Source organism: Pseudomonas sp. CLCA07 (assembly GCF_053615335.1).
The window spans coordinates 6,177,497-6,193,838 of record NZ_CM132131.1; the positions used below are offsets into that span (position 1 = coordinate 6,177,497).

The following is a 16,342-nucleotide window of genomic DNA, read 5'->3' on the forward strand; positions in this document are numbered from 1 at the left end:
CAACACAACTAAGGACGGTAGCTGGATGAATAACAAGCACAACACACTGACCGTGCTCTGCGCACTGGCGACACTCGGCACAGCGCACGCCGAACCCTACGTGGAAAACGGTAGAGCGGGAGACCCTAACAGCTGGCGCAGTGCCGAATTCAACGCTGACTGGGGCCTGGGCGCGATCAACGCTCAAGAGGCCTACGCCGCCGGCTACAGCGGTAAAGACGTGAAACTGGGGATTTTCGACCAGCCGGTTTACGCCCAGCACCCGGAGTTTTCCGGGGCCAATAAAGTGATCACGCTGGTCACCAGCGGCATCCGCGAATACACCGACCCGTACATTCCGGTCAAAGCCGGGGAGGCGTTTCGGTATGACGGCACGCCTACCGTCGGCTCCAACGGCAAGCTCGGCGCCCACGGCACCCACGTTGGCGGGATCGCTGCCGGCAGCCGTGATGGTGGCCCGATGCACGGTGTAGCGTTCGGCGCGCAAATCATCAGCGCTGACAACGGTGATCCGGGCCCGGAGGACGGCATTATTCGCGGCAACGACGGCGCGGTGTACAAGGCCGGTTGGGATGCCCTGATCGCCAGCGGCGCGCGGATCATCAACAACAGCTGGGGCATTGGCATTACGGATCGCTTCGACCTCGGCGGACGCGACCCGGCGTACCCGCATTTCACCGTGCAGGATGCTCAGTTGCAGTTCAACGAGATCCAGCCACTGCTCGGGACCAAACCGGGCGGTGCCTATGACGGTGCAATGGCTGCCGCACGTAGCGGCATCGTGACGATCTTCGCCGCTGGCAACGACTACAACCTCAACAACCCGGATGCCATTGCCGGCCTGGGTTATTTCGTTCCGGAAATTGCGCCGAACTGGGTGACCGTTGCGGCCTTGCAAAAGAACCCGGACCTCACCAGCCCGAACCCCTACACCATCAGTACGTTCTCATCGCGCTGCGGCTACACCGCCAGCTTTTGCGTGTCGGCGCCCGGCAGCAAAATTTACAGCTCGGTTATCGGTGGCACCAACGCCGAGAACCTCACCACCGATTACGCCAATTACAACGGCACTTCGATGGCCGCGCCGCATGTCGCAGGCTCTATGGCGGTGCTGATGGAACGCTTCCCTTACCTGACCGGTGCTCAGGTCGCCAGCGTGCTGCGCACCACAGCCACTGACCTGGGCGCACCGGGCGTCGACGCGTTGTACGGCTGGGGCATGATCAACTTACGCAAAGGTATCGATGGCCCGGGGATGTTGGTCACCGAGCAGGACATTCCCGAAGAATTCCGCATTCAGGGCGCCTACGGCTCCAGCCAGTTTGTTGCCGATTTACCAGGCATCGGCGCGATCATCGACGCCGGCAAACCCACCGAGCGTGTGTGCGACGATGTGCACTGCGGACTCGATGTCTGGCGCAACGACATCTCCGGTCATGGCGGCCTGACCAAGCAGGGTATTGGTACGCTGGTCTTGTCTGGCGCCAACACCTACGCTGGACCGACGCTGGTCAATCAGGGACGATTGGCGATCAACGGTTCGCTGGCTTCAACGGTCACCGTCAATGACAGCGGGATCCTCGGCGGCAACGGTCGCATCGGCGGATTGACCGCCAAACGCGGCGGCACCGTGGCGCCGGGCAACTCCATCGGCACCTTGCAAGTGGCGGGCGATGTAACCTTCGAGCCAGGCTCGACGTACGCCGTGGAATTGTCGCCCACCAGCAGTGACCAGATCGTCGCCGGCGGCAAAGCCGTGATCGACGGCGCCACCGTCAGCCTGTCCCTGGAAAACAGCCCGACGTTGCTGACCCCCCGCGAAGTGGAATCCCTGCTCGGCAATCAGTACAACATCCTGCAAGCGGCCGGCGGGATCGAAGGGCGCTTCGGTGCAGTGGTGCCTAATTACTTGTTCATTGGCGGATCGCTCGACTACTCGGCCACCGGCATTCAACTGGCCATCGAGCGCAACGCTGCTTCCTTCGCCAGCGTTGGCCAGACACCGAACCAACGCGCCGTGGCCGCTGCAGCCGAACAACTGGGCGCAGGCAACGCGCTGTACGAAACCTTGCTGCTGTCGCCGACTGCCGCCGTCGCTCAGCAAGCCTTCCAGCAACTGTCCGGCGAGATTTATCCGGCCATCGGTACGCTGCTGATCAACGACAGCCGTTACCTGCGTGATGCCGTCGGTGAGCGTTTGCGTGAACACGATCTGTTTGACACCGCAGCGCCGACGGATGACCGCAGCAATGCCTGGCTCAAAGTGCTCGGTGCCTGGGGCAAGAGCGATGGCGGGCATGACAACGCCAGTTCCAACAGCTCCATCGGCGGCTTGCTGGCCGGGGTTGACGGCCTGATCAGCGAAGACACACGACTGGGTTTCGTTACCGGTTATAGCGACAGCTCGTTGAGCATGGGCGATGGCACGCATTCGTCAGCCTCGGTCGACAGCTATCACTTGGGTGCTTACCTGGGTCATGAACTCGACGCACTGCGATTGAGTGTCGGCGGCGCTTACAGCTGGCATCGCATCGACGTGAAACGCGATCTGCAATTGGGTGACGTGAGCGGCAAACAAAAGTCCAAAATCGACGCCACAACTGCGCAACTGTTTACTGAAGCGGCGTATCGCCTGGACGTTCAACCGTTGGCGCTGGAACCGTTCGCCAATCTGGCTTATGTGCACCTGAACAGCGACAGCTTCACCGAAAAAGGTGACGCGGCCGCACTCAAGGGCGGTGAAGACAACCGTGACGCCCTGCTTTCCACCCTGGGCCTGCGGGCGAGCAAAGCGATTGCCCTGTCGGACAAACAGCAGTTGGAACTTTCCGGCACGCTGGGCTGGCAGCACAACCTGAGCAGCACCCAGTCCGAAGATCACCTGGCGTTTGCCAACGGCAATACCGCGTTCAGCGTGCAAAGCGTGTCGCTGGACCGCAACGCCGCCGTGATCGGCGCCCGCGCCGGTTTGGCGGTGGCACAGGATGTTCGTGTGAGCCTGGATTACAACGGCCTGATCGGTTCCAACGAGAAAGACCACGGTGTGGGCCTGACGCTGGACTGGCAGTTCTGATCACGCAAAGGGAGCGACAACATGGGACTTTTTGATTACAAACAGGCCGATGGCAAGGCGCTGTACAGCGATGCAATCGCATTGACGCTGTATGCGTACACGCCGACGGGCCAGCCGCTACCGGCGACCGCGTGGGCACCGATTCAAGCGACGGCATTGGGTTATCAAGGCAAGGTCGGCACACAGGGCACCTTTTATGGCGAGAAGGACGGTTTCACCAGTGCCGAGGCCGAAGTGCTTGGCAAATACGACGCGGCAGGCAAGCTGATCGGGATCGGCATAGCCTTTCGCGGCACCGGCGGCCTTGGGTATGGCGACACCTTTGGTGACATGAAAAACAACCTGCTGGCCGCCATCGGACCGGTGGATTATGCGAAGAACTACACGAAAAATGCGTTCGACACTTTGCTCAAGGACGTTGCCGCGTTTGCCATCGCCCATGGCATCACGGCCAAGGATGTGCTGGTCAGCGGCCACAGTCTTGGCGGGCTGGGGGTCAACAGCCTCGCCGAGCTGAGCGGTAACAATTGGGGCGGATTCTTCAAGGATGCCAACTACGTGGCCTTCGCCTCTCCGACCCAAAGCGCCACCGGCAACAACGTGCTGAACATCGGTTACGAGAACGATCCGGTCTTTCGCGTGCTCGACGGCACCACGTTCAGCAGCGGTTCGCTGGGCAAGCACGACGGTCATCAAGAGTCGGCGACCAACAACATCGTCAACTTCAATGACCAGTACGCGTCCACCGCGCAGAATCTGGTGCCGTTCAGCATCCTCAATCCCCTGAACTGGTCGGCGCACGGTTCGCTGGGGTACGCCGACGGTTTGAACCGGGTGATCGACTCGAGCTTCTACGACCTGACCAGCAAGGACTCGACGCTGATCGTTTCCAACCTGACGGAATCGGCCCGGGGCAAGACCTGGGTCGAGGACCTTGGTCGCAGCGGTGAGCCGCATACCGGCAGCACGTTCATCATCGGTACCGACAGCAACGATTTGCTCAAGGGTGGCGCCGGCAATGACTTCATCGAAGGCCGTGACGGCAACGACCGGTTCCGCGATGACGGCGGCTACAACATCCTGCTGGGCGGCAAGGGCAGCAATACCCTCGAATTGCAAAAGCCGCTACAGAACTTCAGCGTAGCCAACGATGGCGACGGCACCCTGTATGTGCGTGATGCCTACGGAGGCATCAGCATGACCCGCGACATCGGCGCACTGGTCGGCAAGGAGTCCGGTTCGTGGTGGAGCACCCAGGACGTGACGTACAACGTCACCGCCAATGGTTTGCTCAACGGCACCGAGCTGACTCACTACAACCATTCGCTCAACGGTGACGCCTACGGCAACTCACTGGCGGCCAGCGTCGACGGGGACTGGTTGTTCGGCAATGCCGGCGACGACTTGCTGCGCAGCGACAAAAGCCACGTGACCTTCGTCGGTGGCACAGGCAATGACACGATGCACACCGTCGGTGGCCAGAACACGTTCCTGTTCAGCGGCGCCTTCGGTTTCGATGCGATCAATGGCTACCAGGGCAGCGACAAACTGGTGTTCATGGGCGTTCAAGGCGCGGGGCAGGGTTATGACTACAAGCAGCATGCTTCGCAGTCGGGTCATGACACCGTGCTCAAGGTGGGTGACTTTGCGGTAACGCTGGTCGGCGTCGGGCTGGATAGCCTGTCGGCTTCAGGCATCACGTTTGCGTAACGGCTGCTTGCACTAAAGGCTCCGGGGCGCTTCGTGAGTGAGGCGTCCCGGTTGTGAGCCATCTCTGACAATTCCAATAAAAGAGAGGCAATACCAATGGGTGTGTACGACTACAAAAACTTCGGTGCAGCAGACTCCAAGGCGTTGTTTAGCGACGCCATGGCGATCACGCTGTATTCCTATCACAACCTCGATAACGGCTTTGCCACCGGCTATCAGCACAACGGTTTTGGCCTGGGCTTGCCCGCGACATTGGTCACCGCGCTGCTGGGCGGTACCGACTCCCAGGGCGTCATCCCCGGCATACCCTGGAACCCGGATTCGGAAAAAGCGGCACTGGATGCGGTGCAAAAAGCCGGTTGGACACCGATCACCGCCTCGCAATTGGGCTATGACGGCAAAGTCGACGCGCGCGGAACCTTCTTCGGTGAGAAGGCCGGTTACACCACGGCGCAAGTCGAGATCCTCGGCAAGTACGATACCCAAGGACATCTGACCGAAATCGGCATCGCCTTTCGCGGCACCAGCGGCCCACGGGAAACCCTGATCGGCGACTCCATTGGTGACGTGATCAACGACCTGCTGGCGGCGTTGGGCCCCAAGGACTATGCGAAAAACTACGTCGGCGAAGCGTTCGGCAACCTGCTCGGCGACGTTGTGGCGTTTGCCCAGGCCAATGGCCTGTCGGGTCAAAACGTCCTGGTCAGCGGCCATAGCCTCGGCGGGCTGGCGGTCAACAGCATGGCTGACTTGAGCACGGGCAAGTGGGGCGGGTTCTTCCAGGATTCCAACTACATCGCCTACGCGTCGCCAACCCAAAGCGGCACCGACAAAGTGCTCAACGTCGGCTATGAGAACGACCCGGTATTTCGCGCGCTCGACGGTTCATCGTTCAACCTGTCGTCGGTGGGCGTGCACGATGCTGCCAAAGCGTCGGCGACCGATAACATCGTCAGCTTCAACGATCACTACGCGTCGACGGCGTGGAATGTGTTGCCGTATTCCATCCTCAACATCCCGACCTGGATCTCGCATTTGCCCACTGCTTACGGCGATGGCATGAACCGGGTCATCGAATCGAAGTTCTACGACCTCACCAGCAAGGACTCGACGATCATCGTTGCCAATCTGTCCGACCCGGCGCGTGCCAACACTTGGGTTCAGGACCTCAATCGCAATGCTGAAACCCACAAGGGCAGTACGTTCATCATCGGCAGCGACGCCAACGACCTGATCCAGGGCGGCAAAGGCAACGACTACCTGGAGGGGCGCGACGGTAACGACACCTTCCGCGACGGTGGCGGCTACAACATCCTGCTCGGCGGCAAGGGCAACAATGTGCTGGAGTTGCAGCAGTCGGTGAAATCCGTTGAATTCGCCAATGATGGTGCTGGCACGTTGTATCTGCGCGATGCAGGTGGCGGTATCAGCATCACCCGTGACATTGGCAGCCTCGTCAGCAAGGAGCCGGGGTTCCTGTGGGGGTTGTTCAAAGATGACGTGACGCACAGTGTGACGGCCAATGGTCTTGTGGCCGGCAACAACCTGACCGCGTATGCCTCATCGGTAAAGGGCGGCATCGGGGCCGATACGCTTAAGGCGCAGGCGACTGGCGACTGGCTGTTTGGTCTGGACGGTAATGACCATCTGATCGGCGGCGGGGGTAACGATGTTTTTGTTGGCGGGACAGGGAATGACCTGATGGAATCGGGAGGCGGGGTTAATACGTTCCTGTTCAGTGGTGCGTTTGGTCAGGACCGGGTCGTGGGTTATCAGGCGAACGACAAACTGGTGTTTCTTGGGGTTCAGGGGGTGGTGCCCAATGATGATGTTCGGGCGCATGCCGCGGCGGTGGGTCAAGACACGGTGCTGACGTTTGGCGGGGATTCGGTGACGTTGGTGGGGGTGGGGCTGGACAGTTTGTCGGGCTCAGGGATTGTGATTGCCTGATGGTTATGGGGTGCCGGTAAGGGCCCCTTCGCGGGCAAGCCCGCTCCCACATGGATCTTGTGAACACCAGAGATTCACTGTGGGGGCGAGCCGGCTCCGGGCGGCGTTCCGACGATGAACGATAACGCGGTCTTCACTCTTCCGGGCGAATCGTGGCCACGTCCTTGGCATTGACCCTCACCGTCTTGCCTGAAATATCCTCGAACTCGTAGAAACCGTCCTTATTCTTGGTATCCGGCATGTCCTTGGTCAAATACTGGGTGCCGTTTTGCAAGGTCACGATCGTCGGCGTCGAGCAGCCGGTCAAGGCTAACAAGGTTGCCGTGGCCAGCGGTAAACCCAGGGTTTTGATGTTCATATCCACCTCTCACAATGCTGAAAAATACCTCTATTGCGGTTGATGTCATCGATCGACATAGAGTTCGATGCCCACCTGAAAATGACCGAATATCGCCGCCGCTTATCCTTTTCCGTTTGCATCGCACCGCGGGTAACTGTTATCTGTACGCATAACCAGTACTCGCTTGCCATGGCGCTTTTCCCTGTGACTGCAAATCCCCTCGACGATCCGTTCTATTACCTTAACAACTTCATGCAAGTGCTTGACTGGCTTGAACATCGATATGCCGATCTATTAAGTGTAGAAGAACAAGCCTTCATCTGTGATTTCTCTCGGCTACCAAGGGAGTCGCGGGCGCTGCTGGTCAGAATGGTGATGCGCAAGGGCGTGCATTTCAGGGCCGGCAAACTGAATTACGTCGAGATCGGTGACATCGCCAGCGCTGCCGAGCCGTTGCTGGCGGCAGGCTGGATCGATGAAGTATCGCCCTTGCACATCGAGGAGCTGTTCGATGTGCTGCTCAAACCCGAGATTGTTCAGTGCTTCGGCGCTGTCATTGATCAGCCAAAGGGTAAAAAAAGTGATTGGCTTCCCCTGCTGAGTGAACAGTTTCCCGAGGCACACAGTTTTGCCCAATGGTGCCCGGCACTGAATGACCGGCTGTTCACCCTGACCGTCATGGACCTGTGTGACCGGTTTCGGCTGATGTTCTTCGGCAACCTGTATCAGGACTGGTCGGAGTTTGTACTGGCCGACCTCGGCATTTTTACCTATGAAAAAGTCGAATTCAGCGTCGAATCCCGTGGCTTGCGCAGCCGTGAGGACGTCGACGCCTGCCTGTTCCTGAACCAATGCCAGCTGCATTTCGAGGCGGGCGAGCCGCTGGCATCCATCGTCGAGCAAATCAATGGGCTGACACTCGGCAATCCATGGCTGCAACGTCGTCGCGACAAGTTGCTGTTTCAGATCGGTCAGCACTGCGAGCGCATCGCCGATTTCGCCAGCGCACTGACGATATACCGCGACTGCGCCTATCCCGGCGCACGCGTGCGACTGATTCGCGTACTGGAACGCTGTGGTGACTATCAGCTCGCCCTGGATTTGGCGACGCAGGCCCAGCAATTGCCGGAAAGCGCCGCCGAGCATCAACATTTGCTACGCGTGCTGCCCAGACTGCGGCGCAAACTCGGCGGTCCGGCGCTCAAGCGGGCAGCCCCGCGGCCTATGCAGCGCCTGGACCTTCATCTGCCCAGAACCGATCTGGCGTTGTCGGTGGAAAATTACGTACAGGCACACTTGGCGGAAGAGCAGGCACCGGTGCATTACGTCGAGAACAGCCTGATCAACTCACTGTTCGGGTTGTTGTGCTGGCCGGCCATTTTCGCGCCGCTGCCGGGGGCGTTTTTTCACCCGTTCCAGCGCGGGCCCGTCGATCTGTTGCATGAAGACTTCTGCGCGCGTCGTGCCGAACTGTTCGAGGCGTGCCTTGCGGAGCTCGATGACGGTCGTTACCGGCAGACGATTCGCGAGCGATATGCCGCCAAGTGGGGCGTGCAGTCGCCCTTCGTGTTTTGGGGCGTACTGAACGAAACGTTGCTGGATCAGGCACTCGATTGCCTGCCGGCGGAACACCTCAAGCACTGGTTCAACCGCCTGTTGCTGGACATCAAGGCCAACCGGGCCGGGATGCCGGACCTGATCCAGTTCTGGCTGCAGCACAAGACCTACCGCATGATCGAAGTCAAAGGCCCCGGCGACCGGCTACAAGACAACCAATTGCGCTGGCTTGAGTTCTGTCATGAGCATCAGATGCCCATTGCCGTCTGTTACGTGCAATGGGCAGAGCAGACCGCTTGAGCTACAGCATTGCGGTACGGGCACTGTGTGAATTCACCGCCAAGATCGGCGACCTGGACCTGCGTTTTACCCCGTCACCGACGGCGCTGGAAGGCATCGTCGGGCACCGCACGGTGGCGTCCCGGCGCAGCGACGGTTATCAAAGTGAAGTCGCCCTGGAAGGCACGTATAAAACCTTGAGCGTGAAGGGCAGGGCGGATGGCTATGACCCCGGGCAAAACTGCCTGGAAGAAGTCAAAACCTATCGCGGTGACTTGAGCAAACAACCGCCCAACCACCGGCATTTGCACTGGGCGCAGGCGAAGATCTACGGCTGGTTGATGTGCAGGAAACTGGAGCTGGCGCAGATCAACCTGGCGCTGGTGTATTTCGACATCGTCAGCGAAAAAGAAACCTGTCTGGTCGAGGCATTCAGCGCTGAGCAACTGCAACCGTTCTTCGAACATCATTGCGCGCTGTTTCTGCACTGGGCTGAACAGGAAATGGCCCATCGTGAGGCGCGCAATCAATCGGCGCAGCAATTGGCCTTTCCCCATGCCGGGTTTCGTCCGGGGCAACGGCATCTGGCCGAATCCGTGTTCAAAGCCGTCAGCACCGGGCGCTGCCTGATGGCGCAAGCGCCGACCGGCATCGGCAAAACCGTGGGTACGCTGTTCCCGATGCTCAAGGCCTTGGCGCCGCAGCAACTGGACAAGGTGTTTTTCCTCACCGCCAAAACGCCGGGGCGAAAACTCGCGCTGGACGCTGCACAGGTGATCCTGCAAAGCGCCGATGCGCCGCCACTTCGGGTGTTGGAGATGATCGCCCGGGACAAGGCCTGCGAGCACCCGGACAAAGCCTGCCACGGCGAATCCTGCCCCTTGGCTCGGGGTTTCTATGATCGCCTGCCAGCCGCTCGTCAGGCCGCCAGTGAGCTGAGCCTGTTGAATCAGAGCGCTTTACGCGAGGTGGCACTGGCGCACGAGGTTTGCCCCTATTACCTGAGCCAGGAAATGGCCCGTTGGGCCGACGTGGTGGTCGCGGACTACAACTATTACTTCGATTTCAGTGCGCTGTTGTTCGGGCTGGCCCAAGCCAATAACTGGGCGGTCGCGGTACTCGTCGATGAGGCCCACAACCTGGTGGAACGCGGCCGGCAGATGTACAGCGCCAGCCTTGATCAGTCGACCCTCAATGGAGTACGTAAAACCGCGCCAGAGCCGCTGAAAAAATCCTTGCAGCGGGTCAATCGGGAATGGAATGCCCTGCATAACCTGCATAACCTGCAATCCGGCGCGTATCAGGCGTACGACAGACCGCCGGAAAAACTGCTTCAAGCCTTGTTGTCGTGTAGTGCGAGCATCGGTGACTACCTCAACGATCACCCGCAGGGTCTGGACAGCTCGCTGCAAAGTTTCTACTTCGAGATGCTGCAATTTTGTCGGGTGGCCGAACTCTTCGATGAACAGTTCCTGTTCGACATCAGCAAACGCGACCTCGACCGCCCGCGCCAACTGTCACAGTTGTGCCTGCGCAATGTGGTGCCGGCCGGTTTCATCCGCCCGCGCCTGACCGCTGCGCGCAGCACTGTACTTTTTTCCGCGACTCTGAGCCCGCGGCATTACTACGTCGACCTGCTGGGCACCCCCGCGAATACGGTGTGGATTGATGTCGAGTCGCCGTTTCATGCTGATCAGCTACAAGTACACATCGTCAGCCAGATATCGACACGCTTCGTCCACCGGCAGGCGTCGCTTGAGCCGATTGTCGAGCTGATCGCCCGGCAATTTGGCGAACGCCCCGGTAACTATCTGGCATTTTTCAGCAGCTTCGATTATTTGCAGCAAGTGGCGCAGTTGCTGGCCGAGCGTCACCCACACATCACTCTGTGGTCGCAGTCCCGGGGTATGGGGGAAGCGCAGCGTCAGGAGTTTCTCGACCAGTTCACCGCGCACAGCCAAGGCGTCGGCTTTGCGGTGTTGGGCGGCGCGTTTGGTGAAGGCATCGATTTGCCTGGCGCACGGTTGATCGGCGCGTTCATCGCCACGCTGGGTCTTGCGCAACTCAATCCGGTCAACGAACAGTTGAAACACCGCATGGCTGCCATTTTCGGTGCCGGTTATGACTACACCTATCTGTTTCCAGGGGTGCAAAAAGTGGTGCAGGCCGCCGGGCGCGTGATCCGTACCCAGCAGGATCAGGGGGTGGTGATGCTCATTGATGACCGGTTTGGCGACAGTAAGGTTAAACAGTTATTGCCACGTTGGTGGTCGGTTGAACCGGCGCATTTTCGCGCTATCGAGTAGGATTTTTTACTTTGAAAAACAGTGACATATCTTGAAAGACACGCCCATTTGAACAAACAGCGAATCACCGCTTTATTCAAAGGGCAGGCAATCACTTTCAAGCGATTCTTTGATAAGGAAATCAGGGTATGTCAGTTGCACCAAACTACGCCTACACCCCGGAGCAGGTCACTGCCGCATTCAATGAAATCAAAGCGACGTTATTCCGCGGCATCACCGCCCAGGCAACCCCCAAAATACTGATCGTTGCCGGGCTGCAAGGCTCAGGCAAAACCTATCTATTGGAAAACAGCCTTCTACCTTCCACGCGCTATCAGTGTTTTGTCCGTCTTTACTTGCCCGAGTACCGACAAAAACACCCCCAGTACGCCGAGATGATCAAGCTCGGCGTACTGCATGCCTATGAGCAGACAGAAGCCTTTGTCCGCGAGGTCAGCGCCAAGATCTTCACCGAAGCCTTCACCCTCAAATACAACATCATCATGGAGTGTGCGTTCGACAGCCTCGATTTTGCCGCCTTTCCACCCCTGGCAACTGCAGCCGGTTATCAGTTCGAGACCCATATCGTTGGCTGCAATCAAGCGTTCGCTCACGTCTCGAGCATCAAAAGAGCCCTCAGCAGCCTGAAAAAACAGCAACTCGAAAGGTTCGTCACCTTGTCGGCGCTGGATACCAGCATGAGTAACGCGCAGGCGATCATCCTGGCCTTTGAAACCGCCTCGAAAGCGGTCAGCGGCTCACAGATCACGGTCTATGAACGTGGGCTCGGCGGGTTGAAAGAGCGGGTTTCGCGTTTCCAGAAGACTTATACAAAAGACGCGACCGAGATAACCCCTCCAACGGCACCGACCGTTTGCAGCACCTATGCCAGCATTATCAATAACCACGTCTACACCCTGAGGGAACGCGACGAGATGGTAAAGACATGCCACTTGGCGTTACTCAAAACCCAGGCACACGCTGCGCTGGTGCCTGACTACGTCTACAACGACCTGCATGCCTACATCGTCAAATACGTGAACCGATAAGTCGTACCCATTCGGCGGCGAAGCGATGACAGTCTCCCGGCCAGCGAGCAGTCAATAACTGGCCATCACGCACGACAAAGCCTCGTTGTGGCTGGTCCGCTGAATCACGTACGGCGAGAAATCGGCCCCGCAGGAAATCTGCGGGGCTGGAAAGGGCGCAGGTGACTTCCGCCTCGACGGTCTGCGGGTAGGTTCGGTAGTAGCGCCCAAGCCAGGGCGCGGTCATTGCCCAGGCAGGTAATTCCATGGTGTTGGCCACCAGCGCGGTGACCTTGCGACCCCGCAATATAGAAAACCCGGTATCGGGATTCACGGTACGGGCCAGTAACAGAACGCCGTGACACACCGCGGCCACTGGTTTGTCTGCGGCGAAAAAGTGCAAGGCAATCCGTTGTGCCTGAGTGGATTCCAGCAGTGTGCGCATGCCCTTGGCATGGCCACCAGGAATCAATAGGCCGTCGAATTTGCTCGGGTCGACATCGTCATAGGACAGTGGTTTACGAAATGACGCGTCTTCGATCATCTGCCTATAACTGGCGAGGTCGGGTTTGCGTGTCATCAGCAAAGGGTTGAGCGGACCAAAACCGATATCCACCAGGCGCGAGTCGGCGTAGGCAGGCAAACCTTGTGGTGTGGCAAAACACACCTCGAACCCGGCCCTGCGCATCGCTTGCCAGGGCACGCTGCTCTCGGTCGGGTCGTAGTCGCAGGTTGGTAACAGAATCAGGATCATGGTGGCGCCTTATATCCGCCCAAGATGGCGTTTGGCGTCGAGCATAGGTGTTCTGCTGCCTGCACTCCACTGAACACGCGTGCTGCGGCTTTCCAAACCCACGGTTTGCCGCATACTCCATCAAAACGATAGTTGCGGGTGTAATCGATGAGTGATGTGCCGTCCAAAACCAATTCCATCGAGGAGATGCGCTTTCGCCTGCTGATTGATGCTGTGGTGGATTATGCGATCTACATGATCGATCCCGACGGCATCATCACCAGCTGGAACTCTGGCGCCCGGCGATTCAAAGGCTACGAGGAAGCGGAAATTCTCGGCCAGCACTTCTCGCGGTTCTATACCGAAGAGGATCGACGTGCCGGTTTACCCCAGCGCGCGCTGGACACGGCGATTAATGAAGGTCGTTTTGAAGGCGAAGGCTGGCGGGTGCGCAAGGACGGCACGCGATTTTGGTCGCACGTGGTGATTGACCCGATTCTGGACCCGACCGGCAAGCTGCTGGGATTTGCCAAAATCACCCGCGACCTCACCGACCGCAAAATGGGCGAGGAAACCCTCAAGCAAAGCGAACAGCAGTTCCGGTTGCTGGTTCAAAGCGTCACGGACTATGCCATCTATATGCTTTCCCCGGATGGGCGCCTGACCAACTGGAATCAGGGCGCCCAGCGCATCAAGGGTTATCGGCCCGAAGAAGTCATCGGCCAGCATTTTTCAATGTTTTACACCCCTGAAGACCGAGAAGCCGGCGAACCGCAACGGGCATTGGAGACGGCCATACGGGAGGGGCGATTCGAAAACAAGGCGTGGCGCGTGCGCAAGGACGGTACACGGTTTTTTGCTCACGTCGTGGTGGACCCGATCTGGGGCGACACCGGCACGTTGCTGGGTTTTGCCAAGATTACCCGTGACATCACCGAGGCGACCCTGGCCCAGCAAGACCTTGAGCGAACTCGCGAGGCGTTGTTCCAGGCGCAAAAAATGCAGGCCATCGGCCAACTCAGCGGCGGGATCGCCCACGACTTCAACAACCTGTTGACGGTCATCCTCGGCAATCTGGAAATCGTGCGCAAACGGATAGGGGATGATCCGAAACTGACCCGTCTGGTCGACAATGCCCGCCAAGGCGCCTTGCGCGGTGTATCCCTGACTCAGCGCATGCTGGCCTTTGCCAGACGTCAGGAACTCAAATTCGAATCCGTGGAAATACCCGCACTGATAGAAGGTATCAGTGGGTTGTTACGCAGTTCCCTCGGGCCTTCAGTAGTCCTCGAAACGCACTTTTGCGCAGAACTTGAGCCGGTCATGGCTGACGTCAACCAGCTCGAACTGGCCGTTTTGAACCTCGTCACCAATGCCCGGGATGCCATGCCCGACGGTGGTGAAATCGTCATCACAGCCAAGAAAGCGGAGCCGGGCGATCAAACAGCGTTATCCCTGAAGGAAGGCTCTTATGTTTGCCTGAGCGTTACCGATACGGGCGAAGGGATGAATGAGGAAACGCTTGCGTCGGCGATGGACCCGTTTTTCACCACCAAAGGGGTGGGTAAAGGCACGGGCCTGGGGCTGTCGATGGTGCATGGTTTTATCGAACAACTGGGTGGGCGGTTAATTCTCAAGAGCCGTAAGGACATAGGCACCACCGCTGAACTGTGGATCCCTGTCGCGACCCCTGCGTCAGACAACAGGCCCGTTATCGAAGAAGAACAATCAGCGCCGGTGGCGCAGCTGTGTGTGCTGGTGGTGGACGACGACAGCCTGGTGTTAACCAGTACCGGGCTGTTGCTGGAGGATCTGGGTCACCGGGTAATCGCTGCGATATCCGGTGCGAAAGCGCTTGAACTGTTCGAGAGCGAGCAGCACATCGACCTGGTGATCACCGACATGGCCATGCCGCACATGAATGGCGCGCAATTGGCACAGGCCATCCGGCTGAAGAAACCCGACCTGCCGATCATCCTGGCCACCGGTTACGCCGAACGCCTGGAAGGTTTCGCGACCATGCTCCCGCGCTTGTCCAAACCATATACCCAACTCAATCTGGTAGATGTCATTGCCCAGGCTATGAAGTGATTGCCTTTGAATTGCCACAATGCCGGTCAGTTACACGAATACGCATTTGTAGCAGCAGGCTCCGCCAGCTGCTACGGATCGAGTCAAGCAGCGAGATTACCGTCGCTCCTACAGGGGCGATTGGTTGTGTTTGTCAGACCTTGCGATTACGCAAGCTGCGCTCCATCCGCGCAATGCCTTCCTCAAGCAACGCGCGCGGGCAGCCGAAATTCAGGCGCACGAATTGCCGGGTGTCATCGCTGAAATCCAGGCCAGGGCTCAAACCGACTTTGGCTTCTTCCAGGAAGAACTGCTGTGGGTTGTCCAGCCCCAGCGCCGAGCAATCGAGCCACGCCAGGTAGGTGCTCTGCGGGACGTTCATGGTGACGCCCGGCAGGCGGGTGCGGACGGCGTCGACCAGGTAATCGCGGTTGCTTTGCAGGTAGGCGCTCAGTTCCGCCAGCCATGGCCCGGCTTCGCTGTAGGCGACGCGGGTGGCTAACAGGCCCAGCGGGTTGACGCTGTCGACCATGCCGCAACGGGCGTGGTTGACCTTCTCGCGCAAGGCGCGGTCCTGAATAATCATGAACGAAGTTTTCAAGCCGGCGATGTTGTAGGCCTTGCTCGCCGACATCAGCGTGATCGTGTGCCGGGCGATTTCCGGGCTGAGCGTTGCCATCGGTATATGCTTGCGCCCGTCGAAGCACAACTCGGCGTGGATTTCGTCCGAGATGATCCAGGCGCCCTGTTCCAGGCAGATGTCGGCAATCGCTCGCAGTTCGTCTCTCGGGAAGGCTTTGCCCAGCGGGTTGTGCGGATTGCTCAGCAGCAGCGCGCCACCACCTTGCAGCGACTGGCTGAGGCTGGCGAGCGGGGTAGTGTAGGTACCGTCAGCCTGCTCATCGAAATTCAGCTCGACCTTGTTCAGCCCCCAATGACCCGGCGCGTGGCGCAGCGGCGGATAGTTGGGCACCTGCACCACCACGTTCTGTTGCGGCTGGACCAGCGCCTTGAGCGCCATGTTGAAGCCCGACTCGACTCCCGGCAAAAAGATCAGCTCTTGCGGTTCGACGCGCCAGGCGTATTTGTTCCAGAGGTCGGTGACGATGGCGTCGCGCAAGTCATCCGGGGCCACGCTGTAGCCGACCATCGGGTGTTCCAGGCGTTTTTGCAGGGCCTGGATGATCATCGGCGGCGCGGCAAAATCCATGTCGGCCACCCACATCGGGAGCACGTCGGCCGGGTAGCGGCTCCATTTGGTGCTACCGGTGTTATGGCGGTCGAACACCTGATCAAAATCGAAAGTCATGCGCAGTC

At 59.0% G+C, this 16,342-nt stretch carries 10 protein-coding genes; 7 read left to right on the top strand and 3 right to left on the bottom strand.

Annotated features, from left to right (window positions below):
• Positions 1-25 precede the first annotated feature (25 nt).
• The 3 genes from ACWGZX_RS28360 to ACWGZX_RS28370 all read left to right on the top strand — a co-directional run bounded on the left by ACWGZX_RS28360 (position 26) and on the right by ACWGZX_RS28370 (position 6,733).
• Entirely contained in the window at positions 26-3,073 is a 3,048-nt protein-coding gene (locus ACWGZX_RS28360; protein WP_452626435.1) for an autotransporter domain-containing protein, read from the top strand.
• Between the two features lie 21 nt (positions 3,074-3,094).
• Entirely contained in the window at positions 3,095-4,783 is a 1,689-nt protein-coding gene (locus tag ACWGZX_RS28365; protein WP_452626436.1) for a polyurethane esterase, read from the top strand.
• Between the two features lie 96 nt (positions 4,784-4,879).
• A complete protein-coding gene (locus ACWGZX_RS28370) occupies positions 4,880-6,733 on the top strand; it encodes a polyurethane esterase (protein WP_452626437.1) in 1,854 nt (617 codons plus the stop codon).
• A 133-nt stretch (positions 6,734-6,866) separates the two neighbouring features.
• On the opposite strand, the gene ACWGZX_RS28375 is transcribed toward ACWGZX_RS28370, so the two are convergent.
• Positions 6,867-7,091: a YgdI/YgdR family lipoprotein gene (locus tag ACWGZX_RS28375; RefSeq protein ID WP_452626438.1), complete on the bottom strand. Its 225-nt coding sequence runs from the start codon at positions 7,089-7,091 to the stop codon at positions 6,867-6,869.
• Positions 7,092-7,262: 171 nt separating this feature from the next.
• Between ACWGZX_RS28375 and ACWGZX_RS28380 the strand changes: the two genes are divergently transcribed.
• From ACWGZX_RS28380 to ACWGZX_RS28390, 3 genes are all read left to right on the top strand, one after another.
• The gene (locus ACWGZX_RS28380) at positions 7,263-8,930 is read left to right on the top strand and encodes a VRR-NUC domain-containing protein (RefSeq protein WP_452626439.1); all 1,668 of its coding nucleotides are present in this window, start codon (positions 7,263-7,265) and stop codon (positions 8,928-8,930) included.
• Entirely contained in the window at positions 8,927-11,215 is a 2,289-nt protein-coding gene (locus tag ACWGZX_RS28385) for an ATP-dependent DNA helicase (protein WP_452626440.1), read from the top strand. Before ACWGZX_RS28380 ends, ACWGZX_RS28385 begins: the two co-directional genes overlap by 4 nt.
• A 128-nt stretch (positions 11,216-11,343) precedes the next feature.
• The gene (locus ACWGZX_RS28390) at positions 11,344-12,243 is read left to right on the top strand and encodes a zeta toxin family protein (protein ID WP_452626441.1); all 900 of its coding nucleotides are present in this window, start codon (positions 11,344-11,346) and stop codon (positions 12,241-12,243) included.
• On the opposite strand, the gene ACWGZX_RS28395 is transcribed toward ACWGZX_RS28390, so the two are convergent.
• Positions 12,224-12,976 (bottom strand): DJ-1/PfpI family protein, encoded by a 753-nt coding sequence (locus tag ACWGZX_RS28395; protein WP_452626442.1) that lies wholly within the window; start codon positions 12,974-12,976, stop codon positions 12,224-12,226. The genes ACWGZX_RS28390 and ACWGZX_RS28395 overlap by 20 nt on opposite strands.
• A gap of 147 nt (positions 12,977-13,123) precedes the next feature.
• Between ACWGZX_RS28395 and ACWGZX_RS28400 the strand changes: the two genes are divergently transcribed.
• The gene (locus tag ACWGZX_RS28400; protein ID WP_452626443.1) at positions 13,124-15,046 is read left to right on the top strand and encodes a PAS domain S-box protein; all 1,923 of its coding nucleotides are present in this window, start codon (positions 13,124-13,126) and stop codon (positions 15,044-15,046) included.
• A 133-nt stretch (positions 15,047-15,179) separates the two neighbouring features.
• On the opposite strand, the gene ACWGZX_RS28405 is transcribed toward ACWGZX_RS28400, so the two are convergent.
• Complete coding sequence (locus tag ACWGZX_RS28405; protein ID WP_452626444.1) at positions 15,180-16,334, bottom strand: MalY/PatB family protein; 1,155 nt, start codon at positions 16,332-16,334, stop codon at positions 15,180-15,182.
• Between the last annotated feature and the right edge of the window lie 8 nt (positions 16,335-16,342).